The sequence below is a fragment of the Methylobacterium terrae genome (genome assembly GCF_003173755.1).
GTDB classification, from domain to species: domain Bacteria; phylum Pseudomonadota; class Alphaproteobacteria; order Rhizobiales; family Beijerinckiaceae; genus Methylobacterium; species Methylobacterium terrae.
The window spans coordinates 1,868,493-1,884,993 of sequence record NZ_CP029553.1 but is presented as its reverse complement, the minus strand read 5'-3'; the positions used below and the strand labels follow the sequence as shown (position 1 = coordinate 1,884,993).

Here is a 16,501-nt window from a genome sequence, read left to right as displayed (position 1 = left end):
CGGATAGACAGATCGCCATGGCACGCCAGGACGCGAACGACGCCCTCCTCGGAACCTCGTTCCTCTACGGAGGCAACGCCGACTACATCGAGGAGCTCTACGCGACCTACACCCGGGATCCCAACGCGGTCGATCCCGAGTGGCGCAGCTTCTTCTCCGGCCTGAAGGAGGAGAGCGCGATCGTCGTCAAGAACGCGGAAGGCGCGTCCTGGACGAAGCCGAACTGGCCGGTCGTCGCCAACGGCGACATCGTCTCGGCGCTGGACGGCAACTGGGCGCAGATCGAGAAGGCGGTCGGCGAGAAGATCAAGGCCAAGCAGGAGGCCAAGGGCCAAGCGGTCGCTCCGGCCGACGTGCAGCAGGCCACCAAGGATTCCGTGCGCGCGATCATGCTGATCCGCGCCTACCGCATGCGCGGCCACCTGCATGCCAAGCTCGATCCGCTGGGCCTGCAGCCGCGCGGCGACCACGAGGAGCTGCACCCGCAGCATTACGGCTTCGCCGAGTCCGACTGGGACCGCCCGATCTTCCTCGACAACGTGCTCGGCCTCGAATTCGGCACCATCCGGGAGATCGTCGCGATCCTGGAGCGGACCTACTGCCAGACCCTCGGCGTCGAGTTCATGCACATCTCCGATCCGGAGGAGAAGGCCTGGATCCAGGAGCGCATCGAGGGCAAGGACAAGGAGATCTCGTTCACCGAGCAGGGAAGGCGGGCGATCCTCAACAAGATGATCGAGGCCGAGGGCTTCGAGAAGTTCCTCGACCTCAAGTACACCGGCACCAAGCGCTTCGGCCTCGACGGCTCCGAGGCGATGGTCCCGGCGCTGGAGCAGATCATCAAGCGCGGCGGCGCGCTCGGCGTCACCGACATCGTGCTCGGCATGGCCCATCGCGGCCGGCTCAACGTGCTCGCCAACGTGATGTCGAAGCCCTTCCGGGCGATCTTCCACGAGTTCAAGGGCGGCTCGTCGTCCCCGGCCGAGGTCGAGGGCTCGGGTGACGTGAAGTACCACCTCGGCGCCTCGAGCGACCGGGCCTTCGACGGCAACACCGTCCACCTGTCGCTGACCGCCAACCCCTCGCACCTCGAGATCGTCGATCCGGTGGTGCTCGGCAAGGTGCGGGCGAAGCAGGACCAGACCGGCGACGAGCAGCGCACCACCGTGCTGCCGCTCCTCATCCACGGCGACGCGGCCTTCGCGGGCCAGGGCGTGGTGGCGGAGTGCTTCGGCCTCTCGGGCCTGAAGGGCCACCGCACCGGCGGCTCGATCCACTTCATCATCAACAACCAGATCGGCTTCACCACCGATCCGCGCTTCTCGCGCTCCTCGCCCTACCCGTCCGACGTGGCGAAGATGGTCGAGGCGCCGATCTTCCACTGCAACGGCGACGACCCCGAGGCCGTCACCTTCGCGGCCAAGATCGCCACCGAGTACCGGCAGAAGTTCCACAAGCCTGTCGTGATCGACATGCTCTGCTACCGCCGCTTCGGCCACAACGAGGGCGACGAGCCCGCGTTCACCCAGCCGAAGATGTACCAGATCATCCGCAAGCACCCCTCGACGCTCGAGACCTACGGCAAGCGGCTGACCGAGACCGGCGTGGTGAGCCAGAAGGAGCTCGACGACCGCAAGGCCGAGTTCCGGGCGACCCTCGACAGCGAGTTCGACATCGCCACCGCCTACAAGGCCAACAAGGCCGACTGGCTCGACGGCCGCTGGTCGGGCCTGAAGGCGGTGCGCGAGGACGAGGACGACCCGCGCCGCGGCCGCACCGGCGTGCCGGCCGACACCCTGCGGGAGATCGGCAACCGAATCACCACGGTGCCGCAGGACTTCCACCTGCACCGCACCATCCGGCGCTTCCTCGACAACCGCGCCAAGGCGATCGAGACCGGCGAGGGCCTGGACTGGGCGACCGCCGAGGCCCTGGCCTTCGGCTCGCTCCTCACGGAAGGGCACCGGGTCCGCCTGTCGGGCCAGGACGTCGAGCGCGGCACCTTCTCGCAGCGCCACTCGGTTGTGATCGACCAGGAGAACGAGGAGCGCTACACGCCCCTCAACCACATCAAGGACGGCCAGAGCCGCTACGAGGTCATCAACTCGATGCTCTCGGAGGAGGCGGTGCTCGGCTTCGAGTACGGCTACTCGCTCGCCGAGCCGAACTCCCTGGTGCTGTGGGAGGCGCAGTTCGGCGACTTCGCCAACGGCGCGCAGGTCGTGGTCGACCAGTTCATCAGTAGCGGCGAGCGCAAGTGGCTGCGCATGTCGGGCCTGGTGATGCTCCTGCCGCACGGCTACGAGGGCCAGGGTCCGGAGCATTCCTCCGCTCGCCTGGAGCGCTACCTGCAGATGTGCGCCGAGGACAACATGCAGGTCGCCAACTGCACGACGCCCTCGAACTACTTCCACATCCTGCGCCGCCAGCTGAAGCGGGACTTCCGCAAGCCGCTGGTGCTGATGACCCCGAAGTCGCTCCTGCGCCACAAGCGGGCGGTCTCGGCTTTGTCGGACATCGCCGAGGGCTCGACCTTCCACCGGGTGCTGTGGGACGACGCCGAGAAGGCGCAGGACGGCGTGAAGCTGTCGAAGGACGACAAGGTCCGTCGCGTCGTGCTCTGCTCGGGCAAGGTCTATTACGACCTCTACGAGGAGCGCGAGAAGCGCGGCATCTCCGACGTGTACCTGATGCGCGTCGAGCAGCTCTACCCGTTCCCGCTGAAGTCGCTCGCCACCGAGATCTCGCGGTTCCGCAACGCCGAGGTGGTGTGGTGCCAGGAGGAGCCCAAGAACATGGGCTCGTGGGCCTTCGTCGAGCCCTACCTGGAGTGGGTCCTGAACCAGGCCGGCTCCGCCTCCAAGCGTCCGCGCTACGTCGGCCGCCCGGCCTCGGCCTCGACCGCCGTCGGCCTGATGTCGAAGCACCTCGACCAGCTCCAGGCCTTCCTCAACGAGGCCCTGGCGGTCTGATCTCCCTTCACCGGCGCCCCTTCCGGGGCGCCGCCTGACCTTTTTCCGGGCACCCCACCGCCCCAACCCTGACGGAAGACATGGCCACCGAAATCCGCGTCCCGACGCTCGGCGAGTCCGTGAGCGAGGCCACGATCGGCCGCTGGTTCAAGAAGCCCGGCGACACCGTGAAGGCCGACGAGCCGCTGGTCGAGCTCGAGACCGACAAGGTCACCCTCGAGGTCAACGCCCCGGCCTCGGGCCAGCTCGGCGAGATCGTCGCCAAGGACGGCGAGACGGTCGAGCCCGGCGCGCTCCTCGGCTCCATCGTCGAGGGCGGCGCCTCCGCCGGCAACGGCGCGGCCGCCCCGAAGGCGGAGGCCCCCAAGGAGGCCCCGAAGGCCGCCGCCGAGGCGCCCGCCAAGTCGTCCTCCGCTTCCTACGGCAGCCACGGCGACGCCGCGCCCAAGAATCAAGGTACTGGGGGCCACTCGGCCGGCGACAACGGCCCGGCCGTCGCGCGCCTGGCCCAGGAATCCGGCGTCGATCCGTCGTCCGTGAAGGGCAGCGGCAAGGACGGCCGCGTCACCAAGGGCGACATGCTCTCGGCGATCTCGTCGGGCGCCTCCGCTCCGGCCCCGGCCCCGGCCCCGCAGGTCGCCCGCGCCCCGTCGGCGCCGGACGATGCCTCCCGCGAGGAGCGGGTGCGCATGACCAAGCTGCGCCAGACCATCGCCCGGCGCCTCAAGGACGCGCAGAACACCGCCGCGATGCTGACGACGTTCAACGACGTCGACATGGGCGCGGTGATGGCCCTGCGCCAGCAGTACAAGGACGTGTTCGAGAAGAAGCACGGCGCCAAGCTCGGCTTCATGGGCTTCTTCACCAAGGCGGTGATCGGCGCCCTGAAGGACGTGCCGGCGGTGAACGCCGAGATCGACGGCCAGGACATCGTCTACAAGAACTACTACCACGTCGGCATCGCGGTGGGCACCGACAAGGGCTTGGTCGTGCCGGTGGTGCGCGATGCCGACCAGCTGTCGATCTCCGGGATCGAGAAGGCCATCACCGGCTTCGGCCGCAAGGCCCGCGACGGCAAGCTGTCGATCGAGGACATGCAGGGCGGCACGTTCACGATCACCAACGGCGGCATCTACGGCTCGCTGATGTCGACCCCGATCCTCAACGCGCCGCAATCGGGCATCCTCGGCATGCACCGCATCGAGGAGCGTCCGGTCGTGCGAGGCGGCAAGATCGAGGCGCGGCCGATGATGTACCTCGCCCTGTCCTACGATCACCGCATCGTCGACGGGAAGGAGGCCGTGACCTTCCTGGTGCGGGTCAAGGAAGCCCTGGAGGACCCGGCGCGCCTCGTGCTCGACCTCTAGGATCAACAAACAGCCTCTCCCCCTGGGAGAGGCTCTTCTGGGATAAGATCAGGGCGCGGGATCCCCTCTCCCGTTTGGGAGAGGGGTAGGGGTGAGGGTGGCTCGGCTTCCGCAATGACCCGGAACTGTCGAGCTGCCAGCACGACGCTTTCAGCTTCACACTGAAGCGCGCCACCCTCACCCCTACCCCTCTCCCACACGGGAGAGGGGATCCTGCGTTTTTTTCTTCCCCGTGACGTTCCATGGATAGCCTGCCCGTCCAAGGGCGGACGTCTCTCGACATCGGGGAGCACGGCAATGACGGACAAGGTCCTGGTCATCACCGGCGGCAGCCGCGGCATCGGCCGGGCCGTCGCCTTGCGGGCGGCGCGGGCCGGCTGGCGGGTCTGCTTCTCCTACGTCGCGGCCAAGGACGCCGCCGAGTCCCTGGTGCGGGAGATCGAGGATCTCGGCGGCCGGGCGCTCGCGGTGAGAAGCGACGTCGCCGTCGAGGCCGACATCCCGGCCTTGTTCAAGGCGGCGGACGGCCTCGGCACGCTCGGCGGCCTCGTCAACAATGCGGGCGTCGTCGATTACGCCGCGCGGGTCGACGAGATGACGTTCTCGCGTCTCAACCGGATGATGACCACCAACATCATCGGCTCGTTCCTGTGCGCCGGCGAGGCGGTGCGGCGGATGTCGACCCGCCACGGCGGGTCGGGCGGCGTCATCGTCAACCTGTCGTCGGTGGCGGCCCGCCTCGGCGCGCCGAACCAGTACGTCGATTACGCGGCGTCGAAGGGCGCCATCGATACCTTCACCACGGGGCTCGCCGGCGAGGTGGCCGCCGAGGGCATCCGGGTCAACGGCGTCGCCCCCGGCCTGATCGAGACCGACATCCACGCCAGCGGCGGCCAGCCGGACCGGCTGGCGCGGCTGAGCCCGCTCGTGCCGATGAAGCGCGCCGGCACCGCCGACGAGGTCGCGGCCGCGGTGGTCTGGCTCCTGTCGGACGACGCCTCCTACGCCACCGGCGCGACCCTGACGATCTCGGGCGGCCGCTAGCCGCCCCTCACTCCATCACTCATCGCAGCGGCGGCGCCCAGCCGGGCCCGCCGCTCCCAACCTCGCGAGTCCTGCATGTCCTCCTACGATCTCGTCGTCATCGGCACTGGTCCCGGCGGCTACGTCTGCGCGCTGCGCGCCGCCCAGCTCGGCCTGAAGACCGCCGTGGTCGAGAAGCGCCCGGCCCATGGCGGCACCTGCCTCAACGTCGGCTGCATCCCCTCGAAGGCCCTGCTGCACGCCTCCGAGGCGTTCGAGGAGGCGACCAAGCACTTCCCCGTGCTCGGCATCACCGTCGGCGAGCCGAAGCTCGACCTGGCCAAGATGATGGCGTTCAAGCAGGACGGCGTCGACGGCAACACCAAGGGCGTCGCGTTCCTGCTCAAGAAGAACGGCATCGACGCCTTCCAGGGCACCGGGCGTCTCGCCGGCGCCGGCCGGGTCGAGGTGACGTCGGAGGACGGGGCTAACCAGATCCTCGAGGCCAAGAACGTCGTGATCGCGACGGGTTCGGACGTCGCCAACCTGCCGGGCGTCGCCATCGACGAGGAGGTGGTGGTCTCCTCCACCGGCGCCCTCGACCTGACCAAGGTCCCGGGCAAGCTCGTCGTCATCGGTGCCGGCGTGATCGGCCTCGAGCTCGGCTCGGTCTGGCGGCGGCTGGGCGCCGAGGTGACGGTCGTCGAGTATCTCGACCGGATCCTGCCGGGCATGGACGGCGAGGTCGGCAAGCAGTTCCAGCGCATCCTCGCCAAGCAGGGCATCCAGTTCCGCCTGTCGCAGAAGGTCACGGGCGTCGAGCGCACGGGCTCGGGCGCCAAGGTCACGGTCGAGCCGGCCGCGGGCGGTGCGGCGGAGACGCTGGAGGCCGACGTGGTGCTCGTCGCCATCGGCCGCGTGCCCTATACCGGCGGCCTCGGCCTCGAGACCGTCGGCGTGCAGGTCGACAACAAGGGCCGGATCCAGACCGACGACCGCTACGCCACCAACGTCACCGGCATCTACGCCATCGGCGACGTGATCGCCGGCCCGATGCTCGCCCACAAGGCCGAGGACGAGGGCGTCGCGGTGGCGGAGATCCTGGCCGGCAAGGCCGGCCACGTGAATTACGGCGTGATCCCGAACGTGGTCTACACCACGCCGGAGGTCGCCTCGGTCGGCAAGTCCGAGGAGGAACTGAAGAAGGACGGGATCACCTACAACATCGGCAAGTTCCCGTTCACCGCGAACGGCCGCGCCAAGGTGAACCACACCACCGACGGCTTCGTGAAGGTGCTGGCCGATGCCGGGACCGACCGGGTGCTCGGCGTCCACATCGTCGGGCCCGACGCCGGCAACCTCATCATGGAGGTTGCGGTGGCGATGGAGTTCGGCGCCTCATCCGAGGACATCGCCCGCACCTGCCACGCCCACCCGACCCTGACCGAGGCGGTGAAGGAAGCCGCTCTCGCGGTGGAGAAGCGCGCGCTGCACATGTGAGCGCGACGGCCGTAACCCTCCCCCCTGCGCAGGGCTGTCCGGAAAAAAAATGGCGCGCCTCCCCTCTCCCGTGTGGGAGAGGGGCCGGGGGTGAGGGTGGCTCGGCTTAAGGATAATTCGCTGGGCGTCGAGCTGCGCAGCTCGACAGTTCTGGATCATTGCGGAACCCGAGCCACCCTCGCGCGATCTTCGATCGCCCCTACCCCTCTCCCACTCGGGAGAGGGGATCCCGCGCCTTGATTTCGAAGGGGTTTTCCCCGGACAGCGGTGCGGCAGAAGGGGAGGGTGACGCGCTCAACGCGATATCGTCTGTTCCAGAATACCAAAGAAAACCGGAGGACACGCCACGATGGACGACGCGTCAGGCAACCCGGCTCCCCCCGCGGTCATCGTGGTGATGGGCGTCTCCGGTTCCGGCAAGAGCACGGTGGCGAGCCTCCTCGCCGGCCGGCTCGGCTGGGAGTTCGAGGACGGCGACGATTTCCATCCCGCCGCCAACGTCGAGAAGATGCAGGCCGGAACGCCGCTGACCGACGAGGACCGCTGGCCCTGGCTCGCCGCGATCGCGGCCTGGATCGACACGCTCCGGGCGGAGGGGCGGCACGGGGTCGTGACCTGCTCGGGGCTCAAGCGCGCCTACCGCGACATCCTGGCCGGCGACCGGCCGGACGTGCGCCTCGTCTACCTCAAGGGCGACCGCGAGCTGATCGGCCGGCGCATGGCCGCTCGCCACGGCCACTTCATGCCGACGAGCCTGCTCGACAGCCAGTTCCGCACCCTGCAGGAGCCCACGCCCGACGAGAACCCGCTCGTGGTCTCGGTCGGCGGCACGCCGCAGGCGATCGTCGCCGAGATCGTCGAGACGCTGACCGGGCGGGCGCCCTAAGCCCCCGGGCGGGGCCGAACCGATTCGTGTTAGGCCTGGTTTTTGACAGTTCGCGGCGCCCGTGCCATCGCGGAGGCATGCTGGACACCTCCCATGCCCGGTAACCCGCCCGCGATGCGCGAGACTCTTTTCCCAGGCGGCGGCGAGATGGGCGCGCGCCTGCGCGCCCACGACTGGGCGGCGACGGCGCTCGGACCGGTCGAGGGCTGGCCGCAATCGCTGACCGCGGCGGTGCGGATCATGCTCGGCTCGCGCTTCGCCATGTGGATGGCATGGGGGCCCGAGCTCACCTTCTTCTGCAACGACGCCTACAAGCCCACCCTCGGGGTCAAGGAGGCCTGGGCGCTCGGGGCGCGCTCCGACGTGGTCTGGGCCGAGATCTGGCCCGACATCGGCCCGCGCATCGCCCAGGTGCTCGGCACGGGCCAGGCGACCTGGGACGAGGCGCTGCTGCTGTTCCTCGAGCGGCGCGGCTTCACCGAGGAGAGCTACCACACCTTCTCGTACAGCCCGCTCGCCGACGATTCCGGCACCGTCACCGGCATGCTGTGCGTCGTCTCGGAGGAGACCGAGCGGGTGATCGGCGAGCGGCGGCTGCGCTGCTTGCGCGACCTCGGCGCCGGGATGGCGGCGGCCCGCACCGCCGCGGAGGTCGGCGCGGTCGTCGCCGGCTGCCTCGGGGCGGGCACGGCCGACCTGCCGGCGGTTCTCGCCTATCTCGACGGCGACGCCCCCGCGCTCCTCGCCGGATCGGGCCTCGGGCCGGAGCACCCGGCCGCCGGGCGCGAGGCCGCCGCCGCGGCGATGGACCTCCTCGCGCGCGCCGGCGACGCGGCCCTGCCCGTGGCCGATCTCGGCCCGCTCCTCGCCGACCTGCCGGCGGGCCCGTGGGACCGGCCCCCCGCCCACGCCCTGGTGCTGCCGATCGCCCGGCAGGGCCAGAGCCGCCCGGCCGGGGTGTTCGTCGCCGGGCTCAACCCCTACCGACCCCTCGACGAGACCTATCGCGGCTTCGTCGCGCTGTTCGTCGGGCAGATCGCCACGGGGCTGGCCAACGCCAACGCCTACGAGGCCGAGCGGCGCCGGGCCGAGGCCTTCGCCGAGCTCGACCGGCAGAAGACCGTGTTCTTCTCCAACGTCAGCCACGAGTTCCGCACGCCCCTGACCCTGATGCTCGGGCCGCTGACCGAGGTGCTGGAATCCTCGCCCGCCGCGATCGACCCCGAGACGCGCCGCCTCGTCGAGCTCGCCCACCGCAACGGCCTGCGGCTCCTGAAGCTCGTCAACGCCTTGCTGGACTTCTCGCGCATCGAGGCCGGCCGGGCCCAGGCCGCCTTCGAGCCCCTCGACCTCGCCCGCTTCACCGCCGAGCTGGCGTCGAGCTTCCGCTCGGCCACCGACAAGGCCGGCCTCGTCCTCGACGTCGCGTGCGCCCCGCTCCCCGAGCCGGCCTTCGTCGACCCGGAGATGTGGGAGAAGATCGTCCTCAACCTCGTCTCCAACGCCTTCAAGTTCACCCTCGACGGCCGCATCGCCGTGCGCCTGCGGGCGGAGGGCGGCCGGGCGGTGCTCACGGTCGCGGATACCGGCCTCGGCATCCCGGAGGCCGAGCTGCCGCGGCTGTTCGAGCGCTTCCACCGGGTCGAGGGCGCGCAGGGGCGCAGCTTCGAGGGGTCGGGCATCGGCCTCGCCCTGGTGCAGGAGCTCGCCCGGCTCCACGGCGGCACGGTCGCGGTCGAGAGCGCGTTGGGCGAGGGCAGCACCTTCACGGTGAGCCTGCCGCTCGGCCGCGCCCACCTGCCGCCGGAGCGCATCCGCGCCGCCCGGCCCGCGGTCTCGACCGCGACCCGCTCGCACGTCTTCGTCGAGGAGGCGACGCGCTGGCTCGACGACGGGGGAGCGCCGCCGCCCGATCTCGGCGAGGCCGCGGGGACGGCCGCCCCGCCCGGCCTCACCGGCCGGGTGCTGCTCGCCGACGACAACGCCGACATGCGCGCCTATGTCGGGCGCCTGCTCGGCGACAGCGGCCACGTGGTCGAGGCGGTGGGAGACGGCCATGCCGCCCTGGCGGCGGCCCGCCGCCGGGCCCCCGACCTCGTCCTCTCCGACGTGATGATGCCGGGCCTCGACGGGTTCGGGCTCCTCGCCGCCCTCAGGGCCGACCCGGCGCTGCGGGGGATCCCGGTGATCCTGCTCTCGGCGCGGGCCGGCGAGGAGGCCCGCATCGAGGGGCTGGCGGCGGGCGCCGACGACTACCTGATCAAGCCGTTCTCGGCCCGCGAGCTGCAGGCCCGGGTCGAGACCAACCTGCGCCTCGCCCGGGTCCGGCGGGAGGCGGCGGACGCCCTGCGGCAGGTCAACGAGACCCTGGAGGCCCAGGTCGCCGCCCGCACCCGCGAGCGCGACCGGATGTGGCGCCTGTCGAAGGACGTGATGCTGATCGCGCGCTTCGACGGCACCATGACCGCGCTCAACCCGGCCTGGCGCACGGTGCTGGGCTGGGAGCCGGAGGACCTCGTCGGGCGCTCGTTCCTCGACCTCGTCCATCCCGACGACCGCGAGCGCACCGCCGTGGAGGCGCGGCGGGTCGAGCAGGGCCAGGCCACGCTCCTGTTCGAGAACCGCTACCGCCACGCCGGCGGCACCTACCGCACCCTGTCCTGGACGGCGGTGCCGGGCGAGCAGCACCTGCACGCGGTCGGGCGCGACGTCACCGAGCAGCGCGAGCTGGAGGAGGCCTTCCGCCAGTCGCAGAAGATGGAGGCGGTCGGCCAGCTGACGGGGGGCATCGCCCACGACTTCAACAACCTGCTCACCGGCATCGTCGGCTCCCTCGACCTGCTCTCGACGCGCCTGGCTCAAGGCCGCACCGAGGTCGCCGGGCGCTACATCGACGCGGCGCTGACCTCGGCCCACCGGGCCGCGGCGCTGACCCACCGCCTCCTCGCCTTCGCCCGGCGCCAGCCCCTCGACCCGCGCCCCGTCGACGCCAACGCGCTCGTCGCCTCGCTGGAGGACCTGGTCCGCCGCACGCTCGGCGAGACCGTCACCCTGGAGACCCGCCTCGCCGAGGGGCTGTGGCCGACGCTCTGCGACGCCAACCAGCTCGAGAGCGCGATCCTGAACCTCGCGATCAACGCCCGCGACGCGATGCCCGACGGCGGGCACCTCGCCATCGAGACCCGCAACGTGACCCTCGACGCGGTGTTCGCCGCCGCCCACGGCGACGTGGCGCCGGGCTCCTACATCCGCCTCGCCGTGACCGACACCGGCACCGGGATGCCGCCCGAGGTGGCGCGCCGCGCCTTCGACCCGTTCTTCACCACGAAGCCGTTGGGGCAGGGCACCGGCCTCGGCCTGTCGATGATCTACGGCTTCGCCCGCCAGTCCGAGGGCCACGCGGCCATCGCGTCGGAGGTCGGCCGCGGCACCACCGTGGCGCTCTACCTGCCGCGCCACGACGGTCCGCTCGACGAGGCCGAGACCCCGGCGCAGGGTTCCGACGCGGCGCCGCTCGCCGGCAGCGGCGAGACCGTGCTGGTGGTGGAGGACGAGCCGGCGGTGCGCAGCCTCATCCTCGAGGTGCTGCGCGACCTCGGCTACCGGGCACTGGAGGCGCAGGACGGCCCGGCCGGCCTCGCCGCCCTGCGCGTGCCCGGCCGCATCGACCTCCTCGTGACCGATGTCGGCCTGCCCGGCCTCAACGGCCGCCAGCTCGCCGACGCCGCCCGCGAGCACCGCCCGGGGCTCAAGGTGCTGTTCATCACCGGCTACGCCGAGAACGCCGCCATGGCGGGGTTCCTCGCGCCCGGCATGCAGATGATCACCAAGCCGTTCCCGGTGGACCTGCTGGCGCGGCGCATCCGGGCGATGATCGAGGGGTGATCCCCGGGGGAACCATCCCCCGGGCGCCCGGCGGCCATGCGGCCCCCTGGGGTGGACCTGCGCCTCGATCCCCTGTAACAGCACCATCCTCCACGAAAAGACCGTAGGGATATCCCGCGCGCCGCGAGCGCCCGCCGCCATGCGGCCGGGCCCTCTGTCGAGGCCATGTGCTACCAAGCCTTTGGCCTCCGGAGCCGATCCGATCCCCGCGCGTCGCATTACCCCGGGATCGAATCCACGTGCCGTTTCCTGTTCTGCCCGCCCCCCTCGCCAAGGCCCTCGCGGACCGCGGCTACGAAGACCCGACGCCGGTCCAGGCCGCCGTCCTCGAGCCCGAGACCGAGGGGCGCGACCTCGTCGTCTCGGCCCAGACCGGCTCCGGCAAGACCGTCGCCTACGGTCTCGCCCTCGCCCGCACCCTGCTCGGCGACGCCGAGATGCTGCCGGCGCCCGGCGCTCCGCTCGCCCTGGTGATCGCGCCGACCCGCGAGCTGGCGCTCCAGGTCCACCGCGAGCTGTCCTGGCTCTACGGCCCGGCCGGCGCCCGCGTCGTGTCGTGCGTCGGCGGCATGGACCCGCGGCGCGAGAGCCGCTGGCTCGCCGACGGCGCCCACATCGTGGTCGGCACGCCCGGCCGCCTGCGCGACCACCTCGAGCGGCGCAACCTCGACCCGACGGCCCTGCGCGCCGCGGTGCTCGACGAGGCCGACGAGATGCTCGACCTCGGCTTCCGCGAGGACCTCGAGTTCATCCTCGGCACCACGCCGGCCGAGCGGCGCACGCTCTTGTTCTCCGCCACCCTGCCGAAGGCCATCGTGGCGCTGGCGGAAGCCTACCAGCGCGACGCCCTGCGCATCGCGGTCGTCGGCGAGACCAAGGCCCATGCCGACATCGAGTACCGCGCCTTCCGCATCCTGCCGCGGGAGACCGAGCTCGTGGTGGTCAACACCCTGCGCCAGATCGAGGCGCGCACGGCCATCGTGTTCTGCAACACCCGCAATTCCGTGCGCCACCTCCAGGCGGTGCTGACCGAGCGCGGCTTCCAGGCCGTGGCGCTCTCGGGCGAGCTCGGCCAGGGCGAGCGCAACGCCGCCCTCCAGGCCCTGCGCGACGGCCGCGCCCGGGTCTGCGTCGCCACCGACGTCGCCGCCCGCGGCATCGACCTGCCGGGCCTCGGCCTCGTCATCCACGCCGAGCTGCCCAACGATTCGGAGGTGATGCAGCACCGCTCCGGCCGCACCGGCCGGGCCGGGCGCAAGGGCATCAGCGTGCTGCTCGTGCCGCCGTCGCGCCGCCGCCGGGCCGAGGAGCTGATGGTGCGGGCGAACGTGGTCCCGGTCTGGTCCGGCCCGCCGCCGGCCGACGAGATCCGCGCCCTCGACCATGACCGCCTGCTCCAGGACCCGCTCGTCACCGACGAGGTGAGCGACGAGGACCGGGCGATGGCCCAGTCGCTCCTCGCCCAGCGCTCGGCCGAGGACATCGCCGCCGCCCTGGTGCGGGCCTACCGCGCCCGCATGCCCTCGCCCGAGGAGGTCACCGATCCGGGCTTCGCCACCGGCCGCGGCACCGCGGCGGCCCGGCGCGAGACGACGTCGCGGGATGGGCCGCGCGCGCCGTTCGGGTCGAGCGTGTGGTTCCGCCTCAACGTCGGCCGGCGCGACAACGCCGACCCGCGCCGCCTGCTGCCGATGCTGTGCCGGCGCGGCGACGTGACCCGCGAGGAGATCGGCGCGATCCGCATCTTCGACCGCGAGACGAAGTTCGAGGTCCGCGGCGGCGCCGCCGAGCGCTTCGCCCACACCTTCCCGCGCACCGGCCCGGCCGACCTCCAGGTCGAGCCCCTGGCCGGCGGGGAGGCCGACGTGCCGCCGCGCCCGCGCCAGCCCCGGCGCAACACCGCCCGGCGGGGGTGAGGGCCATTCCCGGACCGGCTCTCAGCCGGTAACAGGGGCCTCGTACGACACGAGGCCCCGATGACCGACACCGTCGAGATCCGCCACCGCGACACCACCGCCCGCCTCGCGCTCACGGGCGCCGAGCCGGTCTCCTGGCGGGTCGGCGGCACCGAGTACCTGTGGTCCGGCGATCCGGCGCACTGGAACCGGCACGCGCCCTGGCTCTTCCCGGTCGTCGGCGCCTCCGCCGGGGGCGCCGTCACCGTGGCGGGCCGCGCCTACCCGATGGCGCAGCACGGCTTCGCCCGCGACAGCCGCTTCACGGTCGTCGCGCAGGCCGAGGACAGCGTCACCCTGCGCCTCGCCGACACCCCGGAGACCCGGACGCACTACCCGTTCGCCTTCCGGCTCGACATCACCGCGACGGTCCGGGACGGGGCGCTCGCCTTTTCCTGCGAGGTCCACAATCCGGGCTCCGAGCCGCTGCCCTACGGCCTCGGTTTCCACCCGGCCTTTCCCTGGCCCTTCGCCGACGGCACCCGGGCGGCCGGGGGCGGCTACGCCGTGCGCTTCGAGCATCCGGAGCGGCCGGCGGTGCCGGAGGTCGGGCCCGGCGGCCTCCTGGTGCGCTCGGAGCGCCCGCTCCCGCTCCAGGGCGACACCCTGCCCCTCGACCCGGAGCTGTTCACCGAGGCGCTGGTCTTCCTGAACGCCCGCAGCCGGGCGATGCGCTTCGTCGCGCCCTCGGGCGCGACGATCGCCCTCGAGGCGGAGGACTTCCCCCACCTCGCGGTCTGGACGCGGCCGACGGCGCCGTTCCTGTCGCTCGAGTGCTGGACCGGCCACGCCGACTGGATGGGGTTCGCGGGAGAACTCGCGACCCGCGATTCGCAAGCGCTGCTGGCGCCGGGCACGAGCGCCCGTCACGGCGTCACCCTGCGCTTCACGCCGGCCTGACGGGCGTCTCCCGTCAACCTCGCGTCAACCGGGCGCGGGTCCTACTCGGCGGCCCCGACCGTGCCCGGAACGCCCGTCATGCCCGACGCCGAACCCGCCGACCTGCTCCTGCCCGGCGCGCCCGACGTGCGGGCGGCGGCCATCGCCTGGCTCGCGGGGCTCGCCTCCGAGCGGCGGCTGTCGCCCAACACCGTCGAGGCCTACCGGCGCGACCTGCGCCAGTTCCTCGCCCATCTCGCGCGGGCCGGCGCCCATCCCGACATCCCGGCCCTGATCGGGCTCAAGCCCCGCGACCTGCGCGCCTTCATGGCCGCGCGGCGCCAGGAGGGGGTCGGCGGGCGCAGCCTGATGCGGGGGCTCGCGGGCCTGCGCTCCTTCGCCCGCCACCTCGACCGGGAGGGCCACGGCAGCGTCGCGGCGCTCGCGGCGGTGCGCTCGCCGAAGGTCGAGCGGCGCCTGCCCCGCCCGCTGCCCGTCGCCGCGGCGATCGCGATGGCGAGCCCCGACATCCGGGCCGGCGACGAGCGCCCGCCCTGGGTGCTGGCCCGGGACGCCGCGGTGCTGGCGCTGCTCTACGGCTCGGGCCTGCGCATCTCGGAGGCGCTCGGCCTCCGGCGGCGCGACGCGCCGGTCGACGGCGTCGACGCCGTGACGGTGATCGGCAAGGGCCAGAAGACCCGCAGCGTGCCGGTGATCCCGCAGGTCCAGGCCGCCGTGTCCGAGTATCTCGGCCTCTGCCCCTACGGCCTACCCCCGGAGGGACCGCTCTTCGTCGGCGCCAAGGGCGGTCCGCTCTCGCCGCGCATCGTCCAGCTCGCCGTCGCATCGATGCGCGGGGCGCTGGGGCTGCCGGACAGTGCGACGCCGCACGCGCTGCGCCACTCCTTCGCCACCCATCTTCTCGCCCGCCAGGGTGACTTGCGGGCGATCCAGGAACTACTGGGTCATGCATCTCTTGCGACGACACAGGTCTACACCAAAGTCGACGCCGTCCGCCTGCTCGATGCGTTCGATTCCGCACATCCGCGGGCGCGTGCCTCGTAAGCCAGTCGCGCTTCTTCGTAATCGAGCGCTAAGTTTTGCCGTTTAAGACCTTAATCTCCAGATCACCCGACCCATGGCCTCGGCCGACGGCCGGGCGATCCTGGCGGTGACCTGCCACGCGGACGAAGCATGATGCCGGTGAGCGACAGTGATGCCCGCGCGAGCGGACCGGCCTCGGCTCTCATCGCCGACCGCGACCCGGCCCTGCGCCGGAGCTTGGCGGCCCTGATCCGCGCGCACGATCCGTCGCTGCGGATCGTCGAGGCGGCGACGAGCCGCGAGACCTGCGAGGCCTGCCTCGCCCACCGGCCGGTCCTCGCCTTCGTCGGCCTGCAATTCGAGGACGCGACCGGCCCGGAGGCCGTCGCGCGGTTCAAGTCGCAGGGCTTCGTCGTGCCCTGCCTGATCCTGATCGCGACCCAGATCTTCCCCCGCTGGACCGAGGTCGCGCAGCACCTCGACGCCCACGAGTTCCTGCGCCTGCCCCTCGACGAGACCCACATCGCCGGGCTGCTCCAGGCCCATGCCCGACGTCGGCAATCGACCCGCCTCCTCCTCGTCGACAGCGCGGCCCAGAGCCGCACCCTGGTGCGGCGCATCCTGGCGACGTCCGGGTTCAACCTCTCGGTCGAGGAGATCGAGAGCGGTCCCCACGCCCTGAAGCTCGCCCGGCAGGCGGCCTGCGACGTCGCCCTGATCGATCTCGGCCTGCGCGGCGGCGGGGGCGGGCTCGAGCTCGCCTGCCAGATCCGCGAGGTCGCGCCCGGCACGCCGCTGGTGCTGATGACCGGGGGCGACGCCGCCACCATGGCCCAGGCCTCGCGCCATTTCGGCATCGACTACGTGCTGCGCAAACCCTTCTTCGCCCGCGACGTCGACCGGGTGCTCTATCACGTGCTGGGCCTGCGCCGGCCCTACCTCCTCAACGCCATCACCGAGGCGCTGCCGGCCCAGGCCGCGTCGCGCTAG

At 72.0% G+C, this 16,501-nt stretch carries 10 protein-coding genes; all 10 read left to right on the top strand.

Translation table 11 applies throughout. The features are described 5' to 3' along the window. Nucleotides 1-17: 17 nt before the first annotated feature. The 10 genes from DK419_RS08455 to DK419_RS08410 all read left to right on the top strand — a co-directional run bounded on the left by DK419_RS08455 (nt 18) and on the right by DK419_RS08410 (nt 16,501). Nucleotides 18-2,972 carry a 2-oxoglutarate dehydrogenase E1 component gene (locus DK419_RS08455; RefSeq protein WP_109958686.1) on the top strand — a complete coding sequence of 985 codons (2,955 nt, stop codon included), beginning with the start codon at nt 18-20 and terminating at the stop codon, nt 2,970-2,972. An 80-nt stretch (nt 2,973-3,052) separates the two neighbouring features. Continuing rightward, complete coding sequence (gene odhB, locus DK419_RS08450; protein ID WP_109958685.1) at nt 3,053-4,339, top strand: 2-oxoglutarate dehydrogenase complex dihydrolipoyllysine-residue succinyltransferase; 1,287 nt, start codon at nt 3,053-3,055, stop codon at nt 4,337-4,339. A 297-nt stretch (nt 4,340-4,636) separates the two neighbouring features. Next, entirely contained in the window at nt 4,637-5,383 is a 747-nt protein-coding gene (locus tag DK419_RS08445) for an SDR family oxidoreductase (protein WP_109958684.1), read from the top strand. Nucleotides 5,384-5,458: 75 nt separating this feature from the next. Continuing rightward, nucleotides 5,459-6,862 carry a dihydrolipoyl dehydrogenase gene (gene lpdA, locus DK419_RS08440; RefSeq protein WP_109958683.1) on the top strand — a complete coding sequence of 468 codons (1,404 nt, stop codon included), beginning with the start codon at nt 5,459-5,461 and terminating at the stop codon, nt 6,860-6,862. A gap of 349 nt (nt 6,863-7,211) precedes the next feature. Beyond that, a complete protein-coding gene (locus DK419_RS08435) occupies nt 7,212-7,748 on the top strand; it encodes a gluconokinase (RefSeq protein WP_109958682.1) in 537 nt (178 codons plus the stop codon). A gap of 114 nt (nt 7,749-7,862) precedes the next feature. Beyond that, entirely contained in the window at nt 7,863-11,633 is a 3,771-nt protein-coding gene (locus DK419_RS08430) for an ATP-binding response regulator (RefSeq protein WP_245442871.1), read from the top strand. 239 nt (nt 11,634-11,872) lie between these two features. Continuing rightward, nucleotides 11,873-13,549, top strand: coding sequence for a DEAD/DEAH box helicase (locus DK419_RS08425; protein WP_109958680.1), 1,677 nt, complete (start codon nt 11,873-11,875; stop codon nt 13,547-13,549). Between the two features lie 60 nt (nt 13,550-13,609). Then, the gene (locus DK419_RS08420) at nt 13,610-14,488 is read left to right on the top strand and encodes an aldose 1-epimerase family protein (protein WP_109958679.1); all 879 of its coding nucleotides are present in this window, start codon (nt 13,610-13,612) and stop codon (nt 14,486-14,488) included. 78 nt (nt 14,489-14,566) lie between these two features. Beyond that, nucleotides 14,567-15,532: a tyrosine recombinase XerC gene (locus DK419_RS08415; protein ID WP_109958678.1), complete on the top strand. Its 966-nt coding sequence runs from the start codon at nt 14,567-14,569 to the stop codon at nt 15,530-15,532. A gap of 138 nt (nt 15,533-15,670) precedes the next feature. Then, a complete protein-coding gene (locus DK419_RS08410; protein WP_162561170.1) occupies nt 15,671-16,501 on the top strand; it encodes a response regulator in 831 nt (276 codons plus the stop codon).